The organism is Flindersiella endophytica (assembly GCF_054779015.1).
Genome location: NZ_BAAGYY010000009.1, coordinates 1,105,444 through 1,130,360, shown reverse-complemented (window position 1 = coordinate 1,130,360; position 24,917 = coordinate 1,105,444). Strand labels below are relative to the sequence as shown.

The following is a 24,917-nucleotide window of genomic DNA, read 5'->3' as shown; positions in this document are numbered from 1 at the left end:
CCTTCCTCCCCTGATCGCTACCAGAGCTGGTCGTCGTCGGCCGGCTCGCCGCTCCACTCCACGCCGAGCCGGGCCGCCTGCGAGCGGGCGGCCGCCAGCAACGGATGGCCCTCGCCGAGCGCGGGCCGGCCGTGCTCGAGCGGGCCGCGGTCGGTGACCATCGCGAGCAGCTTGCCCGCGCCGGCCAGGTCGCCGCGAGCCAGGCAGCGCTCCGCCTCGTCGTAACGGCTCGCGAGCACCGTCGGATGGGTCAGGTCGAGTGCAGCGTGCTCGCCGCCGGCCAGCTCGACGATCCGGCGGTAGGAGTCGGCGGCCGTCCTGTCGTCGCGCTCGGCATCGGCGCACCGGCCGAGCACCAGCAGGCTCCTGGCCAGGCCGGCCGGATCGGATCCGCTCGCAGTCGTCAGCTGGGGCTCGTCGAGGATGACCTTGCGGGCCTGCTCGGCCTCTCCGCGGTTCAGCAGGGCGGCCGCGAGATCGGCGCGGATGCCGCTGCGCAGTGGATCCTCCGGCCGGCAGATGGGGTAGCTCGGGAGCTGGTCCAGCAAGGCGTAGAGCTCGTCGACCGGCTCCGGGCCCGGCTCCGCGGTCGCCCGCGCGACGGCCAGCGTGGCGCGGGCGGCGAACCCGATCCGGAACGAGACCCGGTCGCTGAACCATGGCGTGGTCACCGGCGCGTCCGACAGCAGGCGGATCGCGGTGGCGGCGTCACCGAGCTCCAAGCCGATCCGCGCCAGTAGGACGAGGTCCTGCTGCACCGAGCACCCGGTGTCGACCAGCCGGGCACCGCGGAGCTGGTGTGCCTCCTCGACCTGGTGCCGTGCCTCCAGCGGATGGCCGGCGGCGAGCAGCGCCTCACCGAACCGGACCTGCGCGGACGCCACCTGGACGTTCTGTCCTCCAAGGCGGGTACGCCGGTCGGCGACCAGCCGCTCGGCGCGCTGGACGCCGACCACGACCTGCCCCGAGCTGAACGTGGCCCACGTCAGCTCGTCGTCGGTCTGGCTCAGCCGCCGCCATGCCGGTCCGGCCGCGGTCTCGCCGGACCCACCCCGCTCCTTCTCCCACAGGCGTTTCCGGCTCTGGTGGACCTCGGCGATCCGGTCCCTGGCCTCCACGAAGCGCCCGGACATGCCGGCGAGCCCGCCGAGGTTGTGTTCGGCACGCAGCTGGAACGACTCCGCTTCCTCCGGGTCGAACCGCGCGATGCCTTGCGTGGCCACTTCTTCGGACAGCCGGACGGCCTCGGCCGCTGCGTCGACATCGCCGTAACGCATCAGGAGTACGCCGAGGTGTGCGGCGGCGTCGCACAGCATGCGCAGGTCGGTGTGCTCGGCCCGTTCGCGCGATCTGGACCAGTCGGTGAGCTCGCGCAGCTGGGTGACGAGGGCGGCGCACTCGCGGGCGGCCCGCTCCTGCAGCACGCCCTTGTTGAGCATGGTCCAGACCAGCGTCTCGTTCGCCCAGGCCCGGGCGCGTTCGTGGCCTCGCCGCCGGGTGGCCGTCGCGAGCCCTTGCTCCGCGGTCAGCAGGTCGGAGACCCAGCTGCCGGCGCGTCTCAGCAGGTCGCGTTCGAACCAGTAGGCCGCCAGCCCGTCGGCGATCCGGTCGACCGGGCCCTTGGTGTCTTCGGCCAGCGCGCGAAACGCCAGGTCGGACAGCAGCGTCGCGCTCACGGCGAGCTGGTCGTCGCGTGCGTACGTGACGCTCGCGGTGGCCGCGCTCAGGACCGGCAGCAGGAAGTCGGCGAACGCACTCACCCGGCCGGCGAACCCGGCGGCCGCGACCCGGCCGTACGGACCTTCTGGCCAGGTCGGTGTCGTGGTCTCGACGTCGCGGCGCTTCTCCGAGCTCGCAATGTCGCCGATGCCGGAACGGATCTGGGCGACCAGCGTGCCCTCCGCCCGATGGAAGCCGGCGACCAGGCGCAGCGCCCGGGCCACCAGTGCCTGAGCCTCCAGCAGGGATCCGACGGGCGCGCCGGGCAGCGCGGCGGCCGGTCCAACGCTCTCGAGAAAGTCCTGCCAGGCCTGGAACGCCGCGAGCGCGACGAGCGTGCGGCGGCTGCGCACCTCGTTGTAGAGCCAGACGGCGCTCCGGCCGCCCTTTCGAGCGCTCCGGCCGGCCTCGGGCTCCAGCCGTACCTCGGCGGCGACATCCTCTGCGCGTAGCGCGTGGTAGTCGGTGTGCCTCAGCAGCGCGGCTGTTGCCGCACCGATGGCAGCCAGGCGACCCTCCTGAGCAGGGTTCACGGTTCACCTCGATCCGATCCTTGGGTGAGCCTGCAGGCTGGGCCAGGTCACAGTCTGACAGAGATGTAGAGCTTCGTAAAGATCCAGTTGGACATCGTTGTTTTCTGAGCTACGATTTTCTCCTTCGATCGCAAGACCCTGGGGTGGGGCCTATGAGCGTCGGCAGGGAGCGGGGCAGTCAGCCGCCGGAAGAGCCGCTGACCAGGCGCGAGCGTTGGCGTGCCTGGTGGCAGGCCCGTGGAGATGCCCGGTCCGGCGTCTCCAGCGCGGATCGGTCCTTCGGTTTCGTCCGGCAAGTCATCACCAACGCGAACCGAGAGCAGTACGCGCTCCTGGAGCGCCTGCACGCACGGACTGCCGGGCAGCAGGGCCAGCTTCTGCAGGCGGCCGTGGCGCTGCTGGCCGCGCAACCTCAGGAGCCTTCGGTGAGCGAGGCCGCGGCCGGCGACACCGAGCTCGACACCAAGTCCGCCCGGGCCGACGTCGCCCGGCGCAAGGTCGCGGAGCGGTTCGCCGGCCTGCTGGCTGGTTGGGCGGCCGAGGTCAAGCGCACCTACGGCCAGGCGGAGCAGGTCGTCAACCGCGCCAACACGCTGATCGCCTACCACAACGACGTCTACTCCAAGAAGGCGTCGCCTCGGGGCGGCCGGTCTTCGGCCGGCACGGAGACGGAGGCCCGGCCGCAGGCCGAGGTCATCGTCGACCTGGTTGTCGAAGAGCCGACCAAGCTCATCGCGGTCGCCCGGGTCAAGGACGCCGGCATCACCATCGACTACGCCATCCGCCTGCTCAACCCTGCCAAGAAGTCCAACGGGGGCACCCCATGACCACGTTCGACCCCTGGTCCACACCGACGGCCGGCCGCCCATCGCGTACGCCACTGATCATCGGCGGCGCGGTGGTCGGACTCGTGATCATCGCACTGATCGCGGCGTTCGCCTGGCCGCGCGAGCCCGAGGCCACGGTGGCGTGCGGGGTGGTCGTCGACTCCACCTCGTTCAGCACGCTCGAAGTCAACGGAGAGAACGTCGAACGCGGGCTGATCGAGGACAACCTCCCGAGCGCGATCGAGTCCGCCGGCTGCGAACAGGTCCGGTTCGGCGTAGTTCACGGTTCACCCTCGATTCCCTGCCTGACCAAGGAAATCTCCTTCGTGGCACCGGACAGCTACTCGCCCACGCAGAAGAAGCAGCACAAGGAGAAGCAGAGCAAGCTGGCGATCCGCGAGGCGCTCGAGATGGCGGGAGTGAGCGGCAAGCCGGCCTGCGCGCAGGATCAGACCGACGACAACAACGGCTCGGCCGTGGTCGACACACTGCGCGAAATCACCGACCCGGACAAGCGCCAGTTGTCGATGCTCGTGGTCCTCAGCGACTTCGACGAGAACAAGGCGTTCAAGCTCACACCGGACAAGGTGGTCGAGCCCGGCTGGCGCCGGGACACGATCGCCGATCTCGAGGCGAAGGGCCGGCTTCCCCAGCTCGAAGGCACCACCGTGACGTTCTGCGGTATCGGCGTCGGCATCACTCAGGCGACCAAGCGCCTGGAGGAGTTCAAGACCTTCTGGCGAGACCTGCTCGAGCAGTCCGGGGCCAACGACGTCACGTTCTGCGAGGCATGATGAACCTTCGATTCCGGACGCGCCGGCCGGCCTCGGACAACGACGCCTCGTCCGGGCAGGAGCCACCGGTTCGCACCCAGCCGGTGCCCATCGGCGAGCCGACCACGGAGCTCATGCTCGGCTTGGCACAGCTGCCGTCCGTCGGCCCCGAACCCGATCCGGCGATGGTGCGGCTGAGCGCCGAGCAGACCGGGTTGGGCGACGCTCAGGCGGGTGCGCTCGACGAGTTCAGCTTTCCTGCGGGCAATCGGCTCCCCTACGACGGATGCCTCGACACCGAGGAGCGCGGCGCGCTGGCCGCGAACCGCATCCGCCGGGCCACCGCCGAGCAGATCCAGCACGACCTGAAGGCGAACCGGGCCGGGCAGCTCGCCGCCGCCAGAGCGCAGGAAGCGCAGCTCGCGTCCGACGCCGAAACGTTCCAGGAGCACGAGACCGCCTGCCGCGAGGAGCTCGACGTCATCCAGCAGAAGTCGCGTGGACCGCGCGGAGCCGGCACGTGGGCGGGCGGTGTCGGCGAGCCCGAGCAGCGCCGGCGCCGGCGAGATCTGCTGTTCCTCTTCCTAGGTGGGCTGCTGGTGCTGCTCGACTTCGCACTGCAGCTCGACAGCTTCCTCGACTTCTCGCCTTCCTTGCCGGTCCGCGTTCTCCTCGCAGGCGGTGTCACGCTGGTGATGGTCCTGCTTCCGCACCTCGCCGGCCGCTTGCTGCGCAGCCGGAGCGCACCCGGTGCGGCGGCAGGTGTCGAGCTCGCGGCGGCGATCGGGATCGGCGTGGTGTGGCTGCCGACCGCGTTCGGGCTGGCTCGCCTGCGCGCGGGCATCCTGACCAGAGATTTCGACGGCCCCGGCGGAGTCGCGCCGGCGCTCGACGCGCTCGGAATGGGCTACTCCGCCGCCGTCCTTCTCTTCGCCGGGCTGATCCTGCTCACCGGGTTGTTCGGCTTCGCCTACGGCCTGATGCGCGAGCACCCGGCGATCGCCAACTACCGGAACGCCGTCGCGGTCCGGGTCCGGGCGCAGCAGCACCTCAACGAGGTGCGCAAGGAGATCGCCCGGCTGGAAGCGGTCGAGGAGGAGGAGCTCGAGCAGGCACTGGACGAGGCACACGCGGCCGCGGACCAACGTACGCGGGAGACCTACAGCGGTGGGCGCGCGGCGTACCGGCAGGGTGCGGCCCGGGCGATGGGGCAGCCCGCGTTCACCGAAGCCGCCAGTCACACCGACGAGCCGCATCCGGTTACACCCGAGCCCGCGCCATGATCACGCGCTACTGGCGGGTCGACCAGGGGTACGCCCAGGCGCCGGGGACCTGTGACTACTGCCCGGAGCGGCTGATCGTCTGTCCCGCCTGCCGGGGTCGTTGGCGATCGCCCCGGGCGGCCTGCCGCCAGTGCGGGCTGGGCTTCCGTTGTCCCGTTCACGATCGGCACTGGATCGCGCGATGAACGACTGCGACGCCCGGACACGCCGGCTCGACGAGCTGTTCGAGGAGCTCGGGCATCTGCCCGGCGACGAGCTCATCCACGAGGCCGTCGGCTTGGCGGACCGGATCGTCGGCTGTGACCGGTGCCCGCGGGACCGGGCCTGGGCACTGCTCGCGGCGGGCAACGCGTACACGCTCGGTGCCGGTGCCCTCGACGGTGCCGCGCTGCGAGACCGGGCCGTGCACGCGTTCCGTTCGGCAATCGTCGCGTCCTCTGTCCTGTCCGACGCCGAACGCGATGCCGTACAGCCCCTCGCACACGGGCAGCTCGGCGAGCTGCTGATCGAACGCGCGGAGGAATCCACGCCCGCCGCCCGGCCCGACGTGGACGCCGCGATCGAGTGTCTGGAAGCCGTCCTGCCGCAGCTGGAGGCAGGGTCCGGCGAACGCGACCAGGCGCTCCTCCGGCTCGGCCACGCCTACAGTCTCTGCCAGAACGAGGCGCAACGCCTTCCGCTCCCGGTCGCCGACAAGGTGATCCAGTACTACGGCGAGGTCTGGCCGACGCTCCACCCTGTGGAGGACGAGGGCGTCTACGCCGACGTCGCATGGAGACTCGCCCGGGCGTACTCCGAACGGCTCGAGCAGTGCGCGCCGACCGTCCGCGACACCGAGGGCGCGGTCGAAACCTGGACGGCGGTGTACGAGAGCTGCGCGCGAGCAGGCGAGATCCCCTCGCTCGTCACCGTGTTCCTGGGGTTGGCGCTGAGCTCGCGGGCACAACTCGGGCGGCTGCCGGCCGATCAGCTCACCGGCGATCTCGATCGCGCCATAGAGTTCTTCACGCTCGCGCTGGAGGAGCTCCCCCAGGGCGACCTGCTTCGCGGACACGCCGTCGGCGGGCTCGCCTCCGCGTTCGTCCTCGGCACGAATTGGGGACTCCCGACTCCGCCTGATCGGGCGGAGCGGATCATCCGATCGCTCCGGCAGGCCCTGGCCGACCCGCCGGCGGACGCAACACTGCGCGGCTCTCTGCACCTCACGCTCGGCATGGCGTTGTTCCTGCAGGACTGGACGAACCTCGATCCCGCCATCGAGCAACTGACGCTGAGCGCGGAGAACGCCGTCAGCGGCATTCAGGCCAGCGCTGTCGCCGCACTGGCGGAGGCTCTGCTGATGCGCTATCAGCACCGTGGCGCGCTCGTCGACCTCGACGCCGCGGATCACCACTACGCCGAGCTCCAGGATCAGAGCGGGTTCGCCGCCTGGTTCCCGCCGGCCGAGCTCGTCCTGTTCCGCGTCCGCCGGCTGCAGATCCGGGCGATGCGGCAGGGCGCCCGGCAGCGGCGGGAGGAGCTGGAGAGCACGCTGAACGAGATCCAGGCAGCGCTCGAGGAGCTGCCAGTGGGCCACCCGATCCGGTCTCGGGTGACCAGCGACCTGACCGTCCTGCGGGCCTACGGCGCGGTGAAGTCCGGGAACCTGGACTCGCTGTCCGGCACCACTTCGTTCGCCGAGCTTGCGGAAACTCCCGCTTCCGGCGTGCTGCGTGACCAGGCGGTCATCCGGCAGGCGGGCCTCCGGCTCGTCGTCGCACTGCATCGCGGTGACCGGGAGGAATACCGCGACGTCCTCGCCGAGCTCGAGCGGCACATCGAAACGATGGCGTCCGGGAGCCCGTTCCGCTCCCGCTTCGCCGGCATGCTCGGACTCGGGCTCGTCCATCCGCTCTCCGGTCAACTCCACAAGGGGATCCGCTGGCTGGAGGTGGCTCGCGAAGGAGTCCCCAGCGGGTTCGACGAGCTCCCGGGCATGCTGATCACGCTGGCGGGCGCCTACCGTACGCGCGGGGCCGCGGGAGACGACGCTCGCTGGCGGGAGGCGGCGCACGCGGGGCTGCGCCAGTTCGCCTATCGGGTGCTGTTGCAGACCGGTGCCGAGCGCGGCCTGGTCGTCGCGAGATCTGCGGCCGCCGAGGCGAAGCGGGTCGCCGAATGGTGTGTGGCGGCCGGTGACCTCGGTTCGGCGGTTGGAGCGCTGGAGCTGGGACGCGCGCTGGTCCTGCACTCGTCGACGAGCAGTGCTGTGGTGCCGGATTTACTTGCGGAGAAGGGGCATGCCGACCTCGCGGCCGGGTGGAAGGCGGCTTCCGACCGGACGACGCCGTGGGACGCCGAGCCGACCGGGCTCGGCGGGCTCGCAGCAGGTCTGCCCGAGCTGCCCGACGCACTCCGGCAACGGGTGCTGGACGTGCTGGCCGGGTCCCGTGCGGAGCAACTGCTGCTGCACCCGCCGGACGTGGCCGAGATCGGGGCGGCGCTGCGTAAGGCTGGAGCCGACGCGCTGGTCTACCTGCTGCCGAAGTCAGAGCACACGAGTGGACGTGCCGTCGTCATCTCCGCGCAGGACGGCGTCACGACCCTCCCGCTGCCGGGGCTCGACGTGGATGTGGCCGACGGATACGCCGACTTCGTCGACGTCGTGCACGACATTCGAACGGCCGAAGGGCGGACGAACCGCGAACGCTGGCGGCGCGCGCTCGAGCGGCTCTGCGACTGGGCCTGGCCGGCGGCCGTGTCACCTCTCCTTGCCGAGGTGCGATCGGCCGGCACACCGCACGTGGTTCTCGTACCCCTCGGCCGGCTCGACGCCGTTCCGTGGCACGCCGCCCGGCGCTCGACGGGCGCGGGTGAGGTCCGGTACGCCTGCCAGGACGCCGTTTTCACCTACGCGGCCTCCGGTCGTCAGTTCATCGAGACAGCACACCGTGAGTACCTCCCGTTCGAGTCCGACCCGGTTGTGGTCGGCATGATCGATTTCGGACTGAGGTGGGAGCGACACGCGACCGACTCGATCCGGAACTGCTATCCGAACGCCACCGTGCTGACCGGCGATCCTCGTGGAGCCGAAGGCAGCGCCGATCCGGAAACCGTCCTGACGCACGTGCCGGGCGAGCACAGCAGTGGCGCGTCCGTGCTGCATCTCGGCTGCCATGCCGGTGCCGCGGACCTACCGCTGCACTCGGCCCTGGACCTGCGCGGTGGCAGTCGACTCCAGGTCGACCGCGTCCTCCGGCAGGCCCGCGGCCGGCCACCGAACGCACCGGGCGGCCTGGTCGTCCTGCCCAACTGCACAAGCAACGTCAGCCGATCCGACCACGACGAGGCCCTCACCGTCGCGACCGCGTTCCTGGCGGCAGGCGCGGCCGGCGTGGCGGGAACCCGCTGGCTGGTCTGGGATCGCGCCACCGCACTGATGATGACGGTCTTCCATCACTACCTCACCACGTCACACCCAGCACCGGCGCTCGCACTGCACGCAGCGCAGCTGTGGATGCTCGACCCCAAGCGGACAAAGCCGGACCGGATGACGCCTCGGCTCGCGGAGGCCCTGCATGATCAGAACTTCCGACCCTCCGATATCGAAAACTGGGCCGGCTTCGGCTTTCAGGGTCAAACCAGACCTGTTGACCGATGAAGCCTGTCAGGCTCTTTTCAGAGATGGATATCGCCCGCCGATCGCCATCGCTTTTCCGGCATCGCGGACAACAGGGAGCAACTGTGACCGAGCCGCCCGAACTCGACGACACGCAGCCACCGGTCGAAGCCGCCGACGAGGACCTCGTCCCGGCCCCGGAGGCGCCGGAGACTCTCGAGGGCACGGAGACACCCGAGGCCGCGGAGGAGTCCGAGGCAGCGGAGGAGCCGGATCCGGCGGACGAGCGGTTGCAACGGATCGAGGAGGCGATCGCCGGCGTGGAGGTGGCGCTGCGGGACGCCAACGAGCTGGCCGTGGGCAGGCAGAAGGTGATCGACCGGCTGCACGAGGAGAACCAGCGGTTGCGCACCGGCGAGCGGCAGCTGCTGCTCCGCCCGGTCCTGACCGACCTCTACCGCCTGCACCTCGACCTGCTTCGCCAGGCCACCGCCATGCCCGAGCAGGCCACCCGCGAGCAGGTGGTCTCGCTGCTCGACTCGTTCGCGCACAGTGTGGAGTTCGCGCTGGAACGCTGCGGTGTCCGGGTCGTGCGTCCCAACGTCGGGGACGCGTTCGACCCGCATGCCCACCGCGTTGCCGACGTGACGGCCGCCGACGCGCCCGAGCAGGACGGGCAGGTCACCGGCGTGGTGTCCGCGGGCTACCTCGACACCGTCGCCGAACGCATGCTGGCCACTGCCGTCGTGCAGGTGGCCCGCTGGACCGCGCCCACCCAACCCGAGCCGGAAGCGCCGGAACCCGAACCGGCACCGGCACCGGAAACCGACTGAGATCTCTTCGCACGGAGGCAGGATGTCCGACCAACCCGTCAGCTATTTCGGTATCGACCTCGGCACGACGTACTCCGCGATCGCGTTCGTCGACGACACCGGACGACCGACTGTGGTTCGCAGTCCGTTGACCAATGAGGAGACCACGCCGTCGGTCGTGTTCTTCGAGAACGAGCACAACGTCGTCGTCGGGCGGACGGCGAAGGACGTCGCGAAGCTCTACCCCGACCGCGTGGTCTCGCTGGTGAAACGCGAGATGGGGCGCGAGCGGCAGTGGGAGTTCCACGGAGCCACCTACACCCCGGAGTCGATCTCCGCGCTGATCCTCAAGCAACTCGTCCAGGACGCCGAGGCTTACGCCGGGCGCGAGGTGAAGCAGGTCGTGATCACGGTCCCTGCGTACTTCGGCATGCTCGAACGTGACGCCACCCGCAAGGCCGGCGAGATCGCCGGGCTCGACGTCATCGGCATCGTTCCCGAGCCGGTCGCCGCCGCACTGCAGTACGAAGTCGCGGACCAGGAAGGCCGCACCATCCTGGTCTACGACCTGGGCGGCGGAACGTTCGACACCACCGTGATCCGGGTGACCTCGGACGCCATCGAGGTGCTCTGCACCGACGGCGACCAGAAGCTCGGCGGCGCCGACTGGGACGAGCGGCTCATCTCCTACCTGCTCGACTCGTTCGTCGCCCAGGCGAGCCCAGACAGCGATCCGCGTGACGACGAGCAGTTCATGCAGGAGCTCGCGATCACCGCCGAGGACACCAAACGCCAGCTGTCGCAGGTCGAGTCGCGGCCGGTGGCGATCCGGTTCGCCGGCGCCGCCGCGTTGGTCGAGGTCAGCCGCGAGACGTTCAACGAACGCACCCGCGACCTGCTGGACCGGACGATCGAGTACACCAGGCGCACGCTGGAGAAGCTTCAGGACAAGGAACCTGGCGCCACCATCGACGACGTGCTGCTCGTCGGCGGCGCGACCCGGATGCCCGCCGTCAGCCAGCGCCTGAAGGAAGAGTTCGGCTGGGAGCCGAGGCTGCACGACCCCGACCTGGCCGTGGCCAAGGGAGCAGCGAGGTACGCACTCGGCCGCGCGGTGTGGCACTGGCAGGGCGAGTCCGGCGGCGACGAGAGCCAGGAGCCCACGCAGGCCCAGATCGACGAGCGCATCGACGCGCTGTCGAAACAGATCGGCATCACGAAGGCGGTCCTCGGCAACATCGCCCAGAAGAAGATCACCGGCGTGCTGCCCAAGGCGTTCGGTGTGCGGCTCGTCGACACCGACCAGCCGAACTGGGAGGCAGACCAGCTGGCGGCTTCGTACGTCCAGCATCTCGTGCACGCCGACGAACAGTTGCCGAGCGGTCCGCACGAGCTCGAAGCCCGCACCGTCGTGCAGAACCAGACGGAGATCGAGATCGCGATCTACGAGCAGGCCGGATCGACGGAGAGCCCCGACCTCGCCGACAACAAGGCAGTCGACCACGGCAACGGCATCATCTCGGGCCTGCCACCGCTTCCCGTCCGCTCGCCGCTTTCGATCACGATGAACGTCGACCACGAAGGCCTGCTGTCGGTCCACGCCGTCGAGCCGACCTCGGGCAAGGACCTCACCATCGAGGTTCGCGTCAGCGTGCTGTCGCAGGAAGAGGTCGACCAGGCCCGGGCCAACGTCTCGGCCATCTCAGTGCGGTCGTGACCCATGGCGTTCGATCCCGTCCGTTACGAGCAGGACGTGCTCAAGCCGTTGCGCAGGCGGCAGGGCAAGTTGCCCGACGACCTGCTGGTGAGGTACGCGATCGAACCCGGCATGTCCCGCGACGAACTGAACGCACACCTGCGCAGGATCCGGCAGCTGTGGAACCAGAAGGCCGGCGGCCGCACCGGGCTCGCCCAGGTCTGCCAGCTCCTGCTGAGCGCCGACGAGGAGCTCAGACGCAGGCCGGGCTTCGACCTCGCCGACCCGGCCTGGTGGCAGGCGCAGGTACGAAGCCGCGACCAGCAGCTCAAGCCGGTCTACGAACGACTGGTCGCCGACCTGCGCTCCACCTACGGGCACGCCACGCTGATCACCCGCGACCAGCTGAACCGGATCGCCGAGAGCCTGCCCGAGCTCGGTGCCGAACGCGTGTCGCGCGCGGCCGGCGAGGTCGGGCTGCGGGTGATCGACGCCGTTGAGCTGCCCACCGACAGCGGCCTCGACCGAACCGCCTACCGAACGCTCCAGCAGGAGCTCGCCAAGGCGGGCTCGCGGACAGTCGTCGAGCTCCTGCATCCGGATCTGACCAAACCGTTCGCGATCGCCAAGGGTTTCTCGGTCGACGATGAGCCCGGTCGCCGGCTGGATCCGTCCACCTTGCAGGACAGGACCCAGCGGGCCGAGGCGGTCGCCGACTCGCCGGCCGCCCGCGCCACCAAGAGCGCGCTGGGCATCCTGCGTACCGGCGTGCGCGCGGGCGCCGACCTACGAGTGATCGCGTTGTGCCACATCGTCGACCAGCTGCGAGCAGAACGCCGGCAAGGTCTTGGTGAGGCGCTGCTGGTCAGCAAGGCCACCGCGCTCGGCGTCCTGCGCGACGAGGCAGCGCTGCTGGTGGCGAGCCTTCCGGCCGGCGGCGACGACACCGCGGCACCGGCTCGCGGCCTCCCCCAGATCCAGGACCTGCTGAACGCCGGCAGCCTCGGCGACGCCCGGGCCGTGCTGGCCGCCATGCCCACCGACGACCCGGACTACGCCAAGGCCAAGTCGCTCGTCGACACCGCGCAAGCCGAGCTCGACAGGCTGCTCGCAGGTGCCGCCAGGGCAGTCGAACAACGCCGCGAGGAGGAGGCCGAACGACTGCTCGACCAGGCCGCACGGATCGACTCCGACGACGAGGGCCTCGACCGGTTGCGGCAACGCGTGCCACCAGCACCGCCGCGAGACGTCAGCGCTGCCGCCGCCGGATCCGTCGTACGCCTGGCCTGGCAGGCGCCGCTGTCCCGGGCGGCCGAGGTGCGCTACCGAGTGGTCCGCGCCGAAGGCCGGGCTCCGGTACACGACCAGGACGGCGACCTGGTCGCCGAGACGTCCAGTACGCACGCCGAGGACACCAGAGCGCCGGTCGCCCGCAACCTCAGGTACGCCGTGTTCGCCCGGGTGACGGGGCGGATCGCCTCTCGTCCCGCCACGTCGCCGGCTCTGGTCCTGCTGCCGCCGGTGACCGCGATCGACATCCGCGCCCGGCTCGACCAGGTGACGGGCACCTGGCAGGCGCACTCGCGGGCGACGGAGGTCCTGGTCCGCCGCGGCACCGGCAGTCCACCGAAGCGGCCCGGCGAGGGCAAGCCGATGCCTGTGCACGGCGCCACGTTCACCGACCGCGACGTCACCGAAGGCGTCGAGCACTTCTACGCGATCGCGGCGACCTATCGCGACCCGTCCGGCCGCCAGCTCACCTCCGACTGGACGGTGGTCTCGGCGGTACCCCGCGGCGCGGCCCAGCCCGTCGACGACCTGTCGGTCCAGCCCCTCTCCACCGGCACGTCCACACGGGTGCTGATCTCCTGGTCGGGCGCCGGTGACGTACGCATCCGGCGGGCCGAGCACCCACCGCGGTGGCAGCGCGGCGACGCCGTGTCCGAACGCGAACTGGCGGGCTACGGGCAGGAGGTCGCGGGCATGCGCCGGGTGTCCGAAGGCGGTACGACGCTCGAGGCGGATGTCCCCATCGGCCAGTACGTCTACTCGCCGTTCGCGATCGGCGGCACCGGAGCCGTGCTGGGCACGCCGGTCACGCTCGGGCTCACCAGCCCGGTCACCGATCTCCGCGCGCGCCGGGCCGCGGACCGGGTGACGCTCACCTGGGCCTGGCCCGACGGCGTCGGCATGGCCGAGGTGGTCTGGACGACGCCCGAGCACGGCCGGACCAGCCGGCGGATCAGCCGCGCGAAGTACGAGGAGTCCGGCTGCAAGCTGGACGTCGGCCCGGGCGGGGGCGCCGCACAGGTACGCGCGATCGCGGTCGGACCGCACGGCACGGCCGTCTCGCCGGAGGTGACCGCCACCGTCGAAGGGCTGCCGGCCCGGCTGACCTACACCATCGCGCGGCCGCCGGGGAGGCGTGGCTGGTTCTCGAGGCTTCGGGTGATCACGCTGACCGTCGACCGGGCGTGCCCGGGCCTGGTCGTCGTGTTCGTCGTCGCGCCCGGAAGCGTGCTCCCGATGCGGCCGGAGCAGGGCGACGTGCTGCACCGGCACGAGTTCGAGCCCGGCTCCACCGAGCAGGTCTTCGAGATCGAGCTGCCGGAACGGCTGCGCAAGCCGTACTGGATGCGCTGCTTCGTCGAGCAGCCCGCAGGAGTCAGCGTTGCCGACCCGCCCGTAGCGACGATGAAGGTGTCCTGATGGCCAAGATCTCCTGCCCGTACTGCTATCACAGCATCTCCGGCCATCGCCTGTGGTACCAATGCACCGGTCGCGGCGTCCCTGGCACTCCCGGCTGCAAACCCGAGCGCGACAAGTCCCGGCAGGAGCAGACCGGTTACGCGGTCGACAGCCGGCCCTCGTACCCACCGGCACGGCCGGGACCGTCTCCCAGACGAGCCGCCTGCCCCAGGTGTCACGGCCTGTCCGGCATCCGGGTCTGCCCGGTCTGCCACACGCCGCTGTCCGCGAACTTCGGTGAATCGGCGAGCCCGCTGATCGCGATGGTCGGTGCGAAGGGAACGGGCAAGACCGTCTACCTCACCGTGCTCGCTCACGAGCTGCGGACCAACCTGCGCAAGCGCTTCGGCGCCGACGTCCGGCTCACCGGTGACCGGCAGGGCGGGCTCGACTCGCCGAAGCAGTGGCTCGACCGAAACGTCAACGCGGTCTTCACCGATCACAAGCTGTTCGCACACACCGAGCAGGCGACCAACGGCCGCCGGGAACCTCTCGTCTTCGAGTGGCGACAGGAGCGCAGGCGATTCCTGCTGAGCCGGCTGCGAACGTCCTATCTCTCGTTCTACGACACCGCCGGTGAGGACCTGACCGCTCAGGGCACCGCCCACGACCAGGTCTACCTCGGTGCCGCCAACGCGCTCATCCTGCTGCTCGACCCGTTCATGCTCCCGCAGGCGCAGGACCGGCTGCACCTGCCGGAGTCGGCCATGGTCGCCAACGAGGCGACGATCGACGTCCTCGGCCGGGTGACCGAGATGCTGCGATCCAGCCACGGCATCGGTGGGCGGAGCAGGATCCCGATCCCGGTCTCGGTTGCGTTCGCGAAGATGGACGCGTTCGACACCGTGCTCGACGACGACCACCCGTTGCTGCGGCTGCCTCCCACGGCCGACACCTACGACGAGAGCGCCGGCCAGGAGACCCACGAGCACATCCGCGCGCTGCTCGAGGACTTCGGCGCAGGCGACGTCGACGCCCATCTCCGGCTCAACTACAAGGACTTCCGCTACTTCGCGGTGTCGGCGCTGGGCGCGCAGCCGAACTACGCCGCCGCCGAGGTCGACCGCAACGGCGTGCACCCGTTCCGGGTCGACGAGCCGCTGGTCTGGCTGCTGAGCCGGTTCGGTGTCGTACCGACGCAGGGGGCGCGATGACCGATCGGTTCGAGACGCTGATCTACACCGACTGCGTGCCGGGACAGGGCTTGCGCGGATCGGCCGGCCTGCAGTTCCAGGCTCGTTCGGCAGGCGCCGGACAGGAGGCGATGGCCGTCGTCCAGCGGGCGTTGCTGTACGAGCCGCCCTCGGCCTGGATGCACGAGCGGCGTCCGGTCGCCGACTATCCACCGTCGTTCGCGCACATCTGGGACGGCTACCTCGCCACCGCGGCCGGTGTCTATCTCGGCCGCGAGGCCAACGGCAGCCGCGAAGGCAACCAGTTGACACACAGCATCGTCACCAAGGACCCCGGAACCTACGGACTGGTGCGGCCCGCGCAGCTGTTCGGTGCCTCGTTCTGGACGGACCGGCCGGCCGACGGCACCGAATGCCCTGCTGTGGAGGCCGGTTGGCAGCCCGGACCGCTGGATGCCGAGACCATTCAGGAGTTCGTCCGCGACTCACCCGACGGTGAGCGCCGGCTGGCCGGTCTGGTGACGGCGCTGTCGGTCATCAACGACGCCCAGGCGCAGCGCGTGCAGTTCGTCGCCGCGCAGCCCGAACCCGTGCTGCGCTGGCTGGTCGCCGGCACGCTGCTGCTGCCTCAGCCGCGTGCGCTCGGCGTGGGATTCAAGATCTTCAGCACCAATCCGGCGTACGCCGCGCAGCCTGTGCTGGCAGTGCATCCGGACTGGTACAGGGTCGCGCCCGACAGCGGCTATCTCGTCGCCGATCTGGTGAACGACGACTGGAGCGAGTTTCCGGTCGACCCGGTGGCCGCGGCCTGGGCCCGGTTGTTCTGCTCGGAGGATCCGTACGACGTCATCGATGCGGTCGAGCTGGCCGGGGCGTCGGGGCTGGAACCCGAGCCCGCGCTCGCGCTGGCGATGGCCGCCGTCCTCGGGACCACGCCCGAGCCGGCCCAGGCCGGAGCCGTGGTCGCCTGGCTGGCCGACGGACCGGAGGACCTGCTGTCGGCCTACGGCGGCGCGATCGTCGCCGTGGTCGCGGCCGACGCGCGGGCGTGGTCGCTTCCGATCCTGCGGGAGCTCGACCAGGTGACGCGTACCGGCCGGTTCCAGGACCAGGCGGCCGGGGTGCGCACGGCGCTGCTGATCCGGGAGATCGAGTCCGCCTTGCAGGGCAGGGATTCCGCCGCCGAGCCGGACGAACGCGTACCGCCGTTGATGGGGCGGGTCTGGACCGAGGAGCACGCGGCGCGCGCGGCCGAGCTTGTCGTCGGGGGCCTGGCCAAGGCGCGCGGGCCGGCGTTCGACGCCGTGCTGCGGATCGCCGGCCGGTTCGGGATCCGGCCGTCGCCACAGGAGTACGCCGCGGCGGCGCAGACGTTCGTCGCCGACTGGGCGCTGCATCCGGAACGCTCGTACGACAACACGAAGTGGCCGGACGCCGAGCAGTGGAACGACCGGCTGCGCGACCACCTCGAACGGCAGGTCCAGGAACAGCCGGCCACGAGGCTCCAGATCGGCAAGCAGTGGTGGAGGCGGCTGCTGCCCGACGTCATCGACCCGGACAGCCGGCTGGATCGCGTGCTGGTGGCCGCTGCGGTCGCGGAGAGCACGGGCGAGGAACGCAAGGACCGCATCGCCAACCTGCTGGACCAGGCACGCAGATCGCCGGATCCCCTCGCGGTGCAGAAGCTCTCCTACGCGTTGTGGGAACGGGCACGGCCGACCGCCGAGGAGCTTCGCCTGCTGCGACGGGCGGCACCGCCGGGAACGTCGATCGACCCTCGGCCGGTGGAGCGTTACGTCTCGGTCGAGCACGAAAGGGGCCGGGTGACGACCGAGTTGCTCGCGCTCTGCCACGAGCTCACCGACTCGGTGCTGCAGGCACCGGGTATGGAGGTCGCCGGCCTGCTGGCAGAGGAACAACAGGTGGTCGAACTGTGCCGCCAGCTCCCGCATCGGTACCCCGATCAGTGGGAGGAGGTCTCGGAACAAGTACGCGAGATCTCCCCGGCCGTGCTCCGGCTGAGGCTCGAGGACTTCGTCGCTGCCTTGCGTTCGTCGCATCCTGAAGTAGTCGCCACCGCATTGCTCAGCGCGCGCAAGGAGGTCGCCAGGCCGGCGACGGAGGCACTGGCCGCCGAGGTGCCCAAGACCACACCCGAGGGCGCGGCCTTCGCGTTCACCACCTACCTCTACACGGCGAAGCTGGACGGTTCCGAGCAGTTCTACGCAGGGCTCGTGCAGTGGCTGCGGAAGGCTTCCAAGCCAGACGTGGGCTCCGCCGCCGGCCGGGTCGAACGCCTGGCCGGCAAGAGCGCCAGGCAGCAGTGGAACCGCCTGGCCGACGACAAGGGCCGGCTCCTGGGCAAGCTGCCGCGGATCCGGCTTCCCAAACGGCCGCCGCGGCAGGACGACGGGCGGTGAGCCATGGGATATGTGGCGGCCGGCATCGCGATCCTGATCGGGGTCTTCCTGTACCTCGCGCTGTGCGCGGTGCTCCTCGTCTACGTCGTCTTCCCGATCCTGCTCGCCGCGCTGCTGCTCGGCGCGTTGGGTGGCATCGGGCTGTGCGTCGTGCAGACCATCCGGCTCCTGCTCGACCCGCAGCTGTCCGGAACGCTCCGCGTCGTCACCCCGGACGCCGTGGCGAGCGGTGTGCTCCCGGGCCGGACCCGCAAGGGCCTGCCGCCCAGGGACAGGGCGTGGCCCGGCTACTTCGTCATCCAGATCCGCAACGACTGGGTGGCCGCGGCGGGCATGACCATGCGGTTGACGGGTGCGCTCTGGTCGGCTGCTGTCGACGCGGCAACCGGCGAGGCGGCCATGTATCTGTTGATCTGCTGGCCGCTGACGCTGATCCCGCTCGCGTTCCTCGTCAGTTTCGCGGTCGCCGCCGTGTTCGGCATCCTGCTGGTCGGCGCCGTGCTCGGGCCGATCGTCACCCTCGCGTGGGTGCTCGGATTCCTGGTCGCGGCCACGTTGCGCAGCTTCGACCTCGGCTGGCAACTCGCCCGGCGGGCGCACGCGAGCTGTCCCACCAAGGGCTGCTACCACGTCACCAGGTTGCCCGCGTACAAGTGCTTCACCTGCGGCGAGCTGCACCGCGACCTCCGGCCAGGCGTGCTCGGCGTCCTGTCCCGCTACTGCGCCTGCGGTACGAGATTGCCGACCACGGTCCTGCGTGCGGGCCACCGGCTGCAGGCGATCTGCCAGAAGTGCGGCGCGCCCTTGCACAGTGGGGCGGCGGTGGCCACGGACGTACGCATCCCGGTGTTCGGTGCGCCGATGGCCGGCAAGACCAGGCTGATCATGGCGGGCGCGGTTTCGCTGCGCAGGCTGGCCGCGTCCGACGGCAGCGCCCTCCACACCGAACTGCCGGACGAGCACAGCAAGCAGGCGTACGCGCACTTCGAGTCGACGATCGACAGCGGCACCGCGACCGCGAAGACCGCGCAGGAACCGCCGGCGGCGGTCACCGTACGGCTGAAGACCGGCAGCCGGGAAGCTCTGGTCCACCTCTTCGACGCGGCCGGCGAGCAGTTCGTCGACCAGTACCTCAACGAGGAGCTGTCGTACCTCGACCACTCGAGGACGCTGGTGTTCGTGCTCGACCCGTTCTCGGTCCCGGAGCTACGCGACCAGCTGGCCGGCGGCTTCGACGACGAGCTCGCCGCGGCCGGCGCGGTGCACGACCCGGAGGACTCGTACCAGGTCACCGTGCAGCGGCTGCGGAAGTACGGCACGAAGACCCACCGGCAGAAGCTCGCGTTCGTGGTGTCGAAGGCGGACCGGCTGCTCGGCCTGCCGGTCGCCGACGGGCTCGGCAGCGACTCCGCGGCGATCCAGCAATGGCTGAAGTCCGTTGCCCAGCTGGACAATCTCCTGCTCTCGGCCGAACGCGACTTCGACCAAGTCCGGTACTTCCTGGTCGCGGCGATGGACGCCGACCCGGAACAGCAGACGAGCGCGCTCGCGCCGTTCCAGTGGCTGCTGGCCACGGATGGGATGGCGCTGGGCAGCAGGGGGAAGTCATGACATCGCCGCCCAGCCCGGCACCGCCGCGGGGCTACACCCGCAGCCGGACGTTCCTGGCCATCGTGGTGATGGTCGTGTTCGTGACGGTGGCGGCGCTGGCCGCCATCTTCTTTCTGGCGGACGTGATCACATCGATCGGCCATCTCTCGCAGGGAGTACGGACGTGGTGGGAAGACCTGACCTGACGCTCGGCATCGACCTCGGGACGACGTACTCCGTGGTGGCGACCGTCGACGACGCCGGCCGGTCGGTCGTCCTGCCGAACGCTGTCGGAGAGACCAAGACGCCGTCCGTGGTCTGTTTCGAGTCGCCGGGGTCGGTGCTGGTCGGCAGCGCCGCTCGCAACGTGGCCGCGGCCCTGCCGGATCGTACGGTGGCGTTGATCAAACGGCAGATGGGCGCGGAGAACCTCCTGAGCTTCGACGGTGAGGAGTACACGCCCGAGGCGGTGTCGGCGCTCATCCTGCGGGCACTGGTCGCGGGGACGGTTCCGGCCGCAGGCGCGGACGCGGACGGGCGGGTACGGGCCGTCATCACGGTGCCGGCGTACTTCGGGGTTCGTGAGCGCGAGGCCACGCAGCAGGCCGGCCTGCTCGCGGGCATCGAGGTGCTGGAGCTGGTGAGCGAGCCGGTCGCCGCGGCGATCTACTACAGCCAGATCGATCCCGACCCGCCGGGCACCGTGCTGGTCTACGACCTCGGCGGCGGGACGTTCGACGCGTCGGTGCTGGTCCGGACGCCTTCGGGGATGGCCGTCATCGCGACCGACGGCGACACCGAGCTCGGCGGCGCCGACTGGGACCGGCGGCTGGCCGGCACGCTCTGCTCGGACTTCATCGAGCGGTTCCCGGCGCTGGAGGACGAGATCACCGACGACGAGTCGTTCCTGTCCGAGCTCACCGACCTGGCCGAGCGGGTGAAGCAGGACCTGTCGGCGTCGGAGTCGCGCAGCGTCCGGTTGCGGCGGCACGGCACGTCGGCCGTGCTCGACGTCTCCCGGGAACGGTTCGAGGCGATGACCGCCGACCTGTCGGAGCGTACGTTCCACTGCGTCCGGCGGTTGCTCGGGGTCGCGGCGGCGAAGGGCGCCGGAGAGGTCGAAACCGCCTTGCTGGTGGGCGGTTCGACGCGGATGCCGATGATCGCGGCGGGACTCGGCAAGGAGTTCGGCTGGCGGCCGAGGGCGCACGATCCCGACTTCGCGGTCGCCAAGGGCGCCGCGCTGCGGGCTGCTCAGCTCACGTCGTCCGGGCCGGGTGAACGTGTTCGGCCGGGCGGCTCAGCCGGCTCGGCGGGCTTGGCGGCATCGGTCGGGTCCGTCGTCTCGCGGGGCTTCGGCCTGCTCCTGCACGACAGCCACCACGACGCCGGCGGCAAGGGGATGCTCGTGTCGCACGTCATCCACCAGAACGAGCCGCTGCCGATCGCGAGCCGCGAGTGCGTCGTCGCGACCGTGCTGAACGGCCAGCCCAGCGTCCGGATCCAGGTCTACGAGCAGGCGGGCGCGGTCGAGTCGCCCGTTGTGGAACACAATCGCCGCGTCCTCGACGGCGAGCTGACCGGCCTGCCGCCGGCGCTGCCCGCCGGCTCGCCGATCCGCGTCGTGCTCTCGCTGGGGCTGGACGGCCGGCTGGCGCTGACCGCCGTCGAGCCGCACAGCGGCGCGCGACTGACGCTGGAGGCTTGCATAGAAGGCGTTCTCGACACCGGCACCCGGGACCGGGTGGCGGCCACCTTGTCCGGCTTGACGATACGACACTGACAGGTGAGCTGTGACGAACTGGATCCGACGTAACTACGACGGCATCGGGCCGACGCAGTATCCTCCGGGCCCGCACCTACACGCCGTCCAGGAACCCCATGTCGGCAAGGTGTTCCTCTGCATCGACGTCAGCGGCTCGATGTCGACGACCGATGCCGGTCGCTCCCGGCTGGACCACGCGGTCGCGGGTGCGCGGCAGTTCGTCCAGGAGGCGCACGGCGCCGGCTACGACGTCGGCCTGATCCTCTGGGACACCGGCATCCATCGTTTCGTACCGCTGTCCAGCACACCCGAACCAGTGCTGGACGCGCTGGACGCAGCCGACATCGGCGGCGGCACCAACGTGACGCCGGCCTTGCGGAAGGGCACTCACGAGCTCGGGTCGCTCACCGGCGACCGCGTCCTCGCCATCTTCGGCGACGGCGACCTCGGCCCGGTCGAGCCCGCGCTCGCCGCGGCCCGGGACGCCGCCGCGCAGGGAATCCGCATCGTCGTACGAGGTCTCGGCGAGGCCTCCGCACGCAGCCTGAGCAGGCTCGCCACCGACGCGACCGACAACGCGGTCATCGACCGGACCGACGAGATCCAGCGAGGGATCGCCGGGATGGCCACGTCCGTCGTCTCCAGGCGACGGCCGGGTTGACCATCCCGGACAGCTCCGCGCGAGCTACCATCGGCGACAGGAAACATGTTTCCGTCTGGTGCCGTACAGCTTCGAGGAGTGCTACCCGTGCCCACACCCACACCCGACCGCCGTGACCGAGGGCCGGTCGATCCGACGACAGCCGCCGGCAGTCACGTCGTGCCGTTGCCGCTCTCGGCCGTCGAGCTCACCGCGGGCTTTCTCGCTCGCCTCCAGCATGCCAACGGCACCGTCTCCATTCCTCGCGGTGCCGAGCACCTGGAGCATGAGCGCGCCTGGCCGAACTTCGACAACGTGGCCGCCGGAACCGTCGGCGCGGACTACCACGGGCCGTGCTTCGAGGACGGAGAGGCGTACAAGTGGCTGGAGGCGGTGGCCTGGGAGGCCGGCCGTACGCAGGACCAGCAGTTGCGCGACTGGCTCACCGGCTACTCCAAGCGCATCGGCGCCGCACAGGCCGATGACGGCTACCTCAACACGTTCGTCCAGGCCGGCAAGCGAGCGCAGCGGTACGAGCGGCTCGCCTGGGACCACGAGATCTTCAACATCGGCGCGCTGATCCAGTCCGCCGTGGCGCAGTTCCGGGCGACCGGGCAGACCGAGCTGCTGGAGACCGCGACCAGGGCGGCCGACCACCTGCACCGTACGTTCGGCCCCGGAGACGGCCGGCTGCACGGCGCCTGCGGCCATCCGCTCACCGAGATGGCGCTGGTCGAGCTCTACCGGACGACCGGCGAGCGCCGCTACCTCGAGCTCGCGACGTACTTCGTCGACGTGCGCGGGCAGGATCTGATCGACCCGCGGCACGGGTTCGGCGACGCGTACCACAGCGATCGCCTCCCCGTACGCGAGACGACGGTGCCCGAAGGCCATGCCGTGCGCGCGGTCTACCTCGCCGCCGGCGCCACCGACGTCGCGGTCGAGACCGGCGACGCCGAGCTGCTCGGCGTACTCGAGACGCAGTGGCAGAACATGGTCGACCAGAAGATGTACGTCACCGGCGGACTCGGAGCGCGCTGGGAGGGCGAGGCGTTCGGCGACCCGTACGAGCTGCCGTCCGACCGTGCGTATGCCGAGACCTGCGCGGCGATCGCCGGCATGCAGTGGAACTGGCGACTGCTGCTGGCGACCGGCGACGCGAAGTACGCCGACCTGTGGGAGCGGCAGTTCTACAACGCCGTGCTACCCGGCGTCGCGCTGGACGGCGACTCGTACTTCTACGCCAACGCCCTGCAGGTGCGCGAGGGCGCGGTGGCCACCGACTCGCGGATGGCGGCGGGCGGGCGGCACCCGTGGTTCGGCTGCTCCTGCTGCCCGACCAACCTGATGCGTACGCTCGCGAGCCTGCAGGCCTATGTGGCGACGTCGACGGCCGGCGGCGTGCAGCTGCACCAGTACACCTCGGCGACCGTACGCGCGGAGGGTGTTTCGCTCGAGGTCGAGACGGACTATCCGTGGAACGGCCAGATCGTGGTGACCGTACGGCAGTCGCCGGCCGAGCCGTGGTCGCTCAGCCTGCGCATCCCGGCGTGGGCCGACGGCGCCACGATCGACGGCGGCCGGGTCGCGGCCGGCGGCTACGCGATGGTCGAGCGCGCGTGGTCGCCGGGCGACCAGGTGGTGCTCGACCTCCCGATGCGCCCGCGCTTCACTGTCGGCCACCACCGTTCGGACGCCACCCGCGGCTGTGTCGCGATCGAACGGGGGCCACTGGTCTACGCGGTCGAGCAGATCGACCAGCCCACCGGCGTCTCGGTCGACGACCTGCGCGTCGACCCGGCCGCGCTGCAGGAGGAGTACGACGACCAGTTGCTCGGCGGCGTACCGGTGGCGATCGCCCGCACGCCCGACGGTCAGCCGGTCCGGGCGATCCCGTACTTCAGGTGGGCCAACCGCGACCTCGGCCCGATGCGCGTCTGGCTCCCAGCCGCCCGACCCAGCCGCCCGCCGCCGCGAATGACCACGTTAACCACGTAATTGGCGGGTTAACCACGCCCCGGGACGTGGCGAAGCACCCACTGGCGTGGCGAAGCGCGAATCACGTGGCGAAGCGCGAATGACCACGTTAACCAGCCAAAGCCGTGGTTAACGTGGTCATTCGCGGGCGGCGGCATGGGCGGCGGCATGGGCGGCGGCATGGGCGGCGGCATGGGCGGAGCCCGTTGCGGGCGGTATCAGGTGACGTCGTCGGTGGAGCCGCGGACGACCAAGCGGCACGGTACGTGTTCGCGGCCGGAGTGAGGGCTGCCCTCGATCGCATCGAGGAGGTGTTGGGCGGCCACCCGGCCCACCGCCGACAGGCCGAGGTCGACCGAGGTCAGCGGTGGGCGGGCACCCGTCGCGATGAACTCCCAGTTGTCGGTGCCGATCAGCGCAACGTCCTCGGGCACTCGGCGGCCGAGCTCGCGGAGGCTGTCGCCCACGCCGCGGGCCAGCACATCGCTGCCGCAGTAGATCGCGTCGACGTCGGGGGCCGAGCGCAGCAAGATGTGGGTCGCCTGCCGACCCCACGCCTCGGTCCACTCGCCGTAGACCGGATCGGCCACGAGCTCGAGGCCCGCGCCCGCCAACGCCGACGTCAGCCCGGACGCCCGCCTCCGGGCGGCGTCGAACCATTCCGGCCCGGTGATGTGCCCGATCCGCCGCCTGCCCAGCCGGATCAGGTGCTCGCCCGCCACCCGCCCGGCCGCCACGTCGTCGACGACCACGGAGCAGTCCGACGGGTTGGACGACGGCGTCAGCGCGTAGACGACCGGCACGTCCCCGCGTAGGTCCAGCGGCGGCCGCTCGTTCGACGACCGGCCCGTCACGATGAAGCCGTCGACCCGGCGCCCGAGCAGGACGTCGACGTAGTGCTTCTCCCGCACCGGGTCGTCGCGGCTGTCACAGAGGAACACCGAGATCCGCCCGGCACCGAGCGCGTCCTCCGCCCCCAGCATCACCGGAACGCTGAACCGCTCGAAGCTGTCGGTCGTGATCAGCCCCACGGTGTAGCTGCGCCGCTCGAACACGCTCTTGGCCAGCGCGTTGGGCCGGAAGTCGACCTCCGCGGCGGCGGCGAGGATCCGTTCCCTGGTGGCAGGGCTGATCTGGCCGGTGCCGTTGAGCGCCTTCGACACCGTGCCGGGCGAGACGCCGGCCCGGGCCGCGACATCGCGGACCGTCGCACGCCTGGCCGACGACGGTGCGGGACGTTTCGCCACCTGGTGCCCTCTCACTCTCGGACGTGTTTCCGGAAACACCCTACTCGCATCCGATCACGATCCCGTTACATCGAACGCGGGTCTTGACGCCCTCGACCTGGTGGGCATACATTCAGGCAACATGTTTCCGGTGTTTCCGTTTTCGTCGGACCCAAG

16 protein-coding genes are annotated in these 24,917 nt (G+C 70.7%); 14 read left to right on the top strand and 2 right to left on the bottom strand.

Translation table 11 applies throughout. The features are described from left to right. Nucleotides 1-17: 17 nt before the first annotated feature. Nucleotides 18-2,252 (bottom strand): hypothetical protein, encoded by a 2,235-nt coding sequence (locus tag ACYVF6_RS10440; RefSeq protein ID WP_460519253.1) that lies wholly within the window; start codon nucleotides 2,250-2,252, stop codon nucleotides 18-20. A 152-nt stretch (nucleotides 2,253-2,404) separates the two neighbouring features. On the opposite strand from ACYVF6_RS10440, the gene ACYVF6_RS10435 reads away from it, so the two are divergent. The 14 genes from ACYVF6_RS10435 to ACYVF6_RS10370 all read left to right on the top strand — a co-directional run bounded on the left by ACYVF6_RS10435 (nucleotide 2,405) and on the right by ACYVF6_RS10370 (nucleotide 23,535). Continuing rightward, a complete protein-coding gene (locus ACYVF6_RS10435; RefSeq protein ID WP_460519250.1) occupies nucleotides 2,405-3,079 on the top strand; it encodes a hypothetical protein in 675 nt (224 codons plus the stop codon). Further along, a complete protein-coding gene (locus ACYVF6_RS10430) occupies nucleotides 3,076-3,873 on the top strand; it encodes a hypothetical protein (RefSeq protein WP_460519247.1) in 798 nt (265 codons plus the stop codon). Before ACYVF6_RS10435 ends, ACYVF6_RS10430 begins: the two co-directional genes overlap by 4 nt. Further along, the gene (locus tag ACYVF6_RS10425) at nucleotides 3,870-5,135 is read left to right on the top strand and encodes a hypothetical protein (RefSeq protein WP_460519244.1); all 1,266 of its coding nucleotides are present in this window, start codon (nucleotides 3,870-3,872) and stop codon (nucleotides 5,133-5,135) included. Before ACYVF6_RS10430 ends, ACYVF6_RS10425 begins: the two co-directional genes overlap by 4 nt. Before the next feature lie 181 nt (nucleotides 5,136-5,316). Then, nucleotides 5,317-8,775, top strand: coding sequence for a CHAT domain-containing protein (locus ACYVF6_RS10420; RefSeq protein WP_460519241.1), 3,459 nt, complete (start codon nucleotides 5,317-5,319; stop codon nucleotides 8,773-8,775). Between the two features lie 83 nt (nucleotides 8,776-8,858). Further along, nucleotides 8,859-9,566, top strand: a complete 708-nt coding sequence (gene grpE / locus ACYVF6_RS10415; protein ID WP_460519238.1) for a nucleotide exchange factor GrpE — start codon at nucleotides 8,859-8,861, stop codon at nucleotides 9,564-9,566. 22 nt (nucleotides 9,567-9,588) lie between these two features. Further along, nucleotides 9,589-11,262 (top strand): Hsp70 family protein, encoded by a 1,674-nt coding sequence (locus ACYVF6_RS10410; protein WP_460519235.1) that lies wholly within the window; start codon nucleotides 9,589-9,591, stop codon nucleotides 11,260-11,262. A gap of 3 nt (nucleotides 11,263-11,265) precedes the next feature. Beyond that, nucleotides 11,266-13,950 carry a fibronectin type III domain-containing protein gene (locus ACYVF6_RS10405; protein ID WP_460519232.1) on the top strand — a complete coding sequence of 895 codons (2,685 nt, stop codon included), beginning with the start codon at nucleotides 11,266-11,268 and terminating at the stop codon, nucleotides 13,948-13,950. Next, entirely contained in the window at nucleotides 13,950-15,143 is a 1,194-nt protein-coding gene (locus tag ACYVF6_RS10400) for a hypothetical protein (protein WP_460519230.1), read from the top strand. Before ACYVF6_RS10405 ends, ACYVF6_RS10400 begins: the two co-directional genes overlap by 1 nt. Then, a complete protein-coding gene (locus ACYVF6_RS10395) occupies nucleotides 15,140-17,542 on the top strand; it encodes a GTPase-associated protein 1-related protein (protein ID WP_460519227.1) in 2,403 nt (800 codons plus the stop codon). Before ACYVF6_RS10400 ends, ACYVF6_RS10395 begins: the two co-directional genes overlap by 4 nt. A gap of 3 nt (nucleotides 17,543-17,545) precedes the next feature. Continuing rightward, complete coding sequence (locus ACYVF6_RS10390) at nucleotides 17,546-19,153, top strand: TRAFAC clade GTPase domain-containing protein (RefSeq protein WP_460519224.1); 1,608 nt, start codon at nucleotides 17,546-17,548, stop codon at nucleotides 19,151-19,153. Beyond that, nucleotides 19,150-19,338, top strand: coding sequence for a hypothetical protein (locus ACYVF6_RS10385; protein ID WP_460519221.1), 189 nt, complete (start codon nucleotides 19,150-19,152; stop codon nucleotides 19,336-19,338). Before ACYVF6_RS10390 ends, ACYVF6_RS10385 begins: the two co-directional genes overlap by 4 nt. Continuing rightward, nucleotides 19,317-20,915 carry an Hsp70 family protein gene (locus ACYVF6_RS10380; protein ID WP_460519219.1) on the top strand — a complete coding sequence of 533 codons (1,599 nt, stop codon included), beginning with the start codon at nucleotides 19,317-19,319 and terminating at the stop codon, nucleotides 20,913-20,915. Before ACYVF6_RS10385 ends, ACYVF6_RS10380 begins: the two co-directional genes overlap by 22 nt. Before the next feature lie 10 nt (nucleotides 20,916-20,925). After that, the gene (locus ACYVF6_RS10375; protein ID WP_460519216.1) at nucleotides 20,926-21,558 is read left to right on the top strand and encodes a vWA domain-containing protein; all 633 of its coding nucleotides are present in this window, start codon (nucleotides 20,926-20,928) and stop codon (nucleotides 21,556-21,558) included. 87 nt (nucleotides 21,559-21,645) lie between these two features. Further along, a complete protein-coding gene (locus tag ACYVF6_RS10370; protein WP_460519214.1) occupies nucleotides 21,646-23,535 on the top strand; it encodes a glycoside hydrolase family 127 protein in 1,890 nt (629 codons plus the stop codon). Between the two features lie 197 nt (nucleotides 23,536-23,732). Here ACYVF6_RS10370 and ACYVF6_RS10365 read toward each other — a convergent pair whose 3' ends face one another. Further along, complete coding sequence (locus tag ACYVF6_RS10365) at nucleotides 23,733-24,761, bottom strand: LacI family DNA-binding transcriptional regulator (protein ID WP_460519212.1); 1,029 nt, start codon at nucleotides 24,759-24,761, stop codon at nucleotides 23,733-23,735. Nucleotides 24,762-24,917 lie beyond the last annotated feature (156 nt).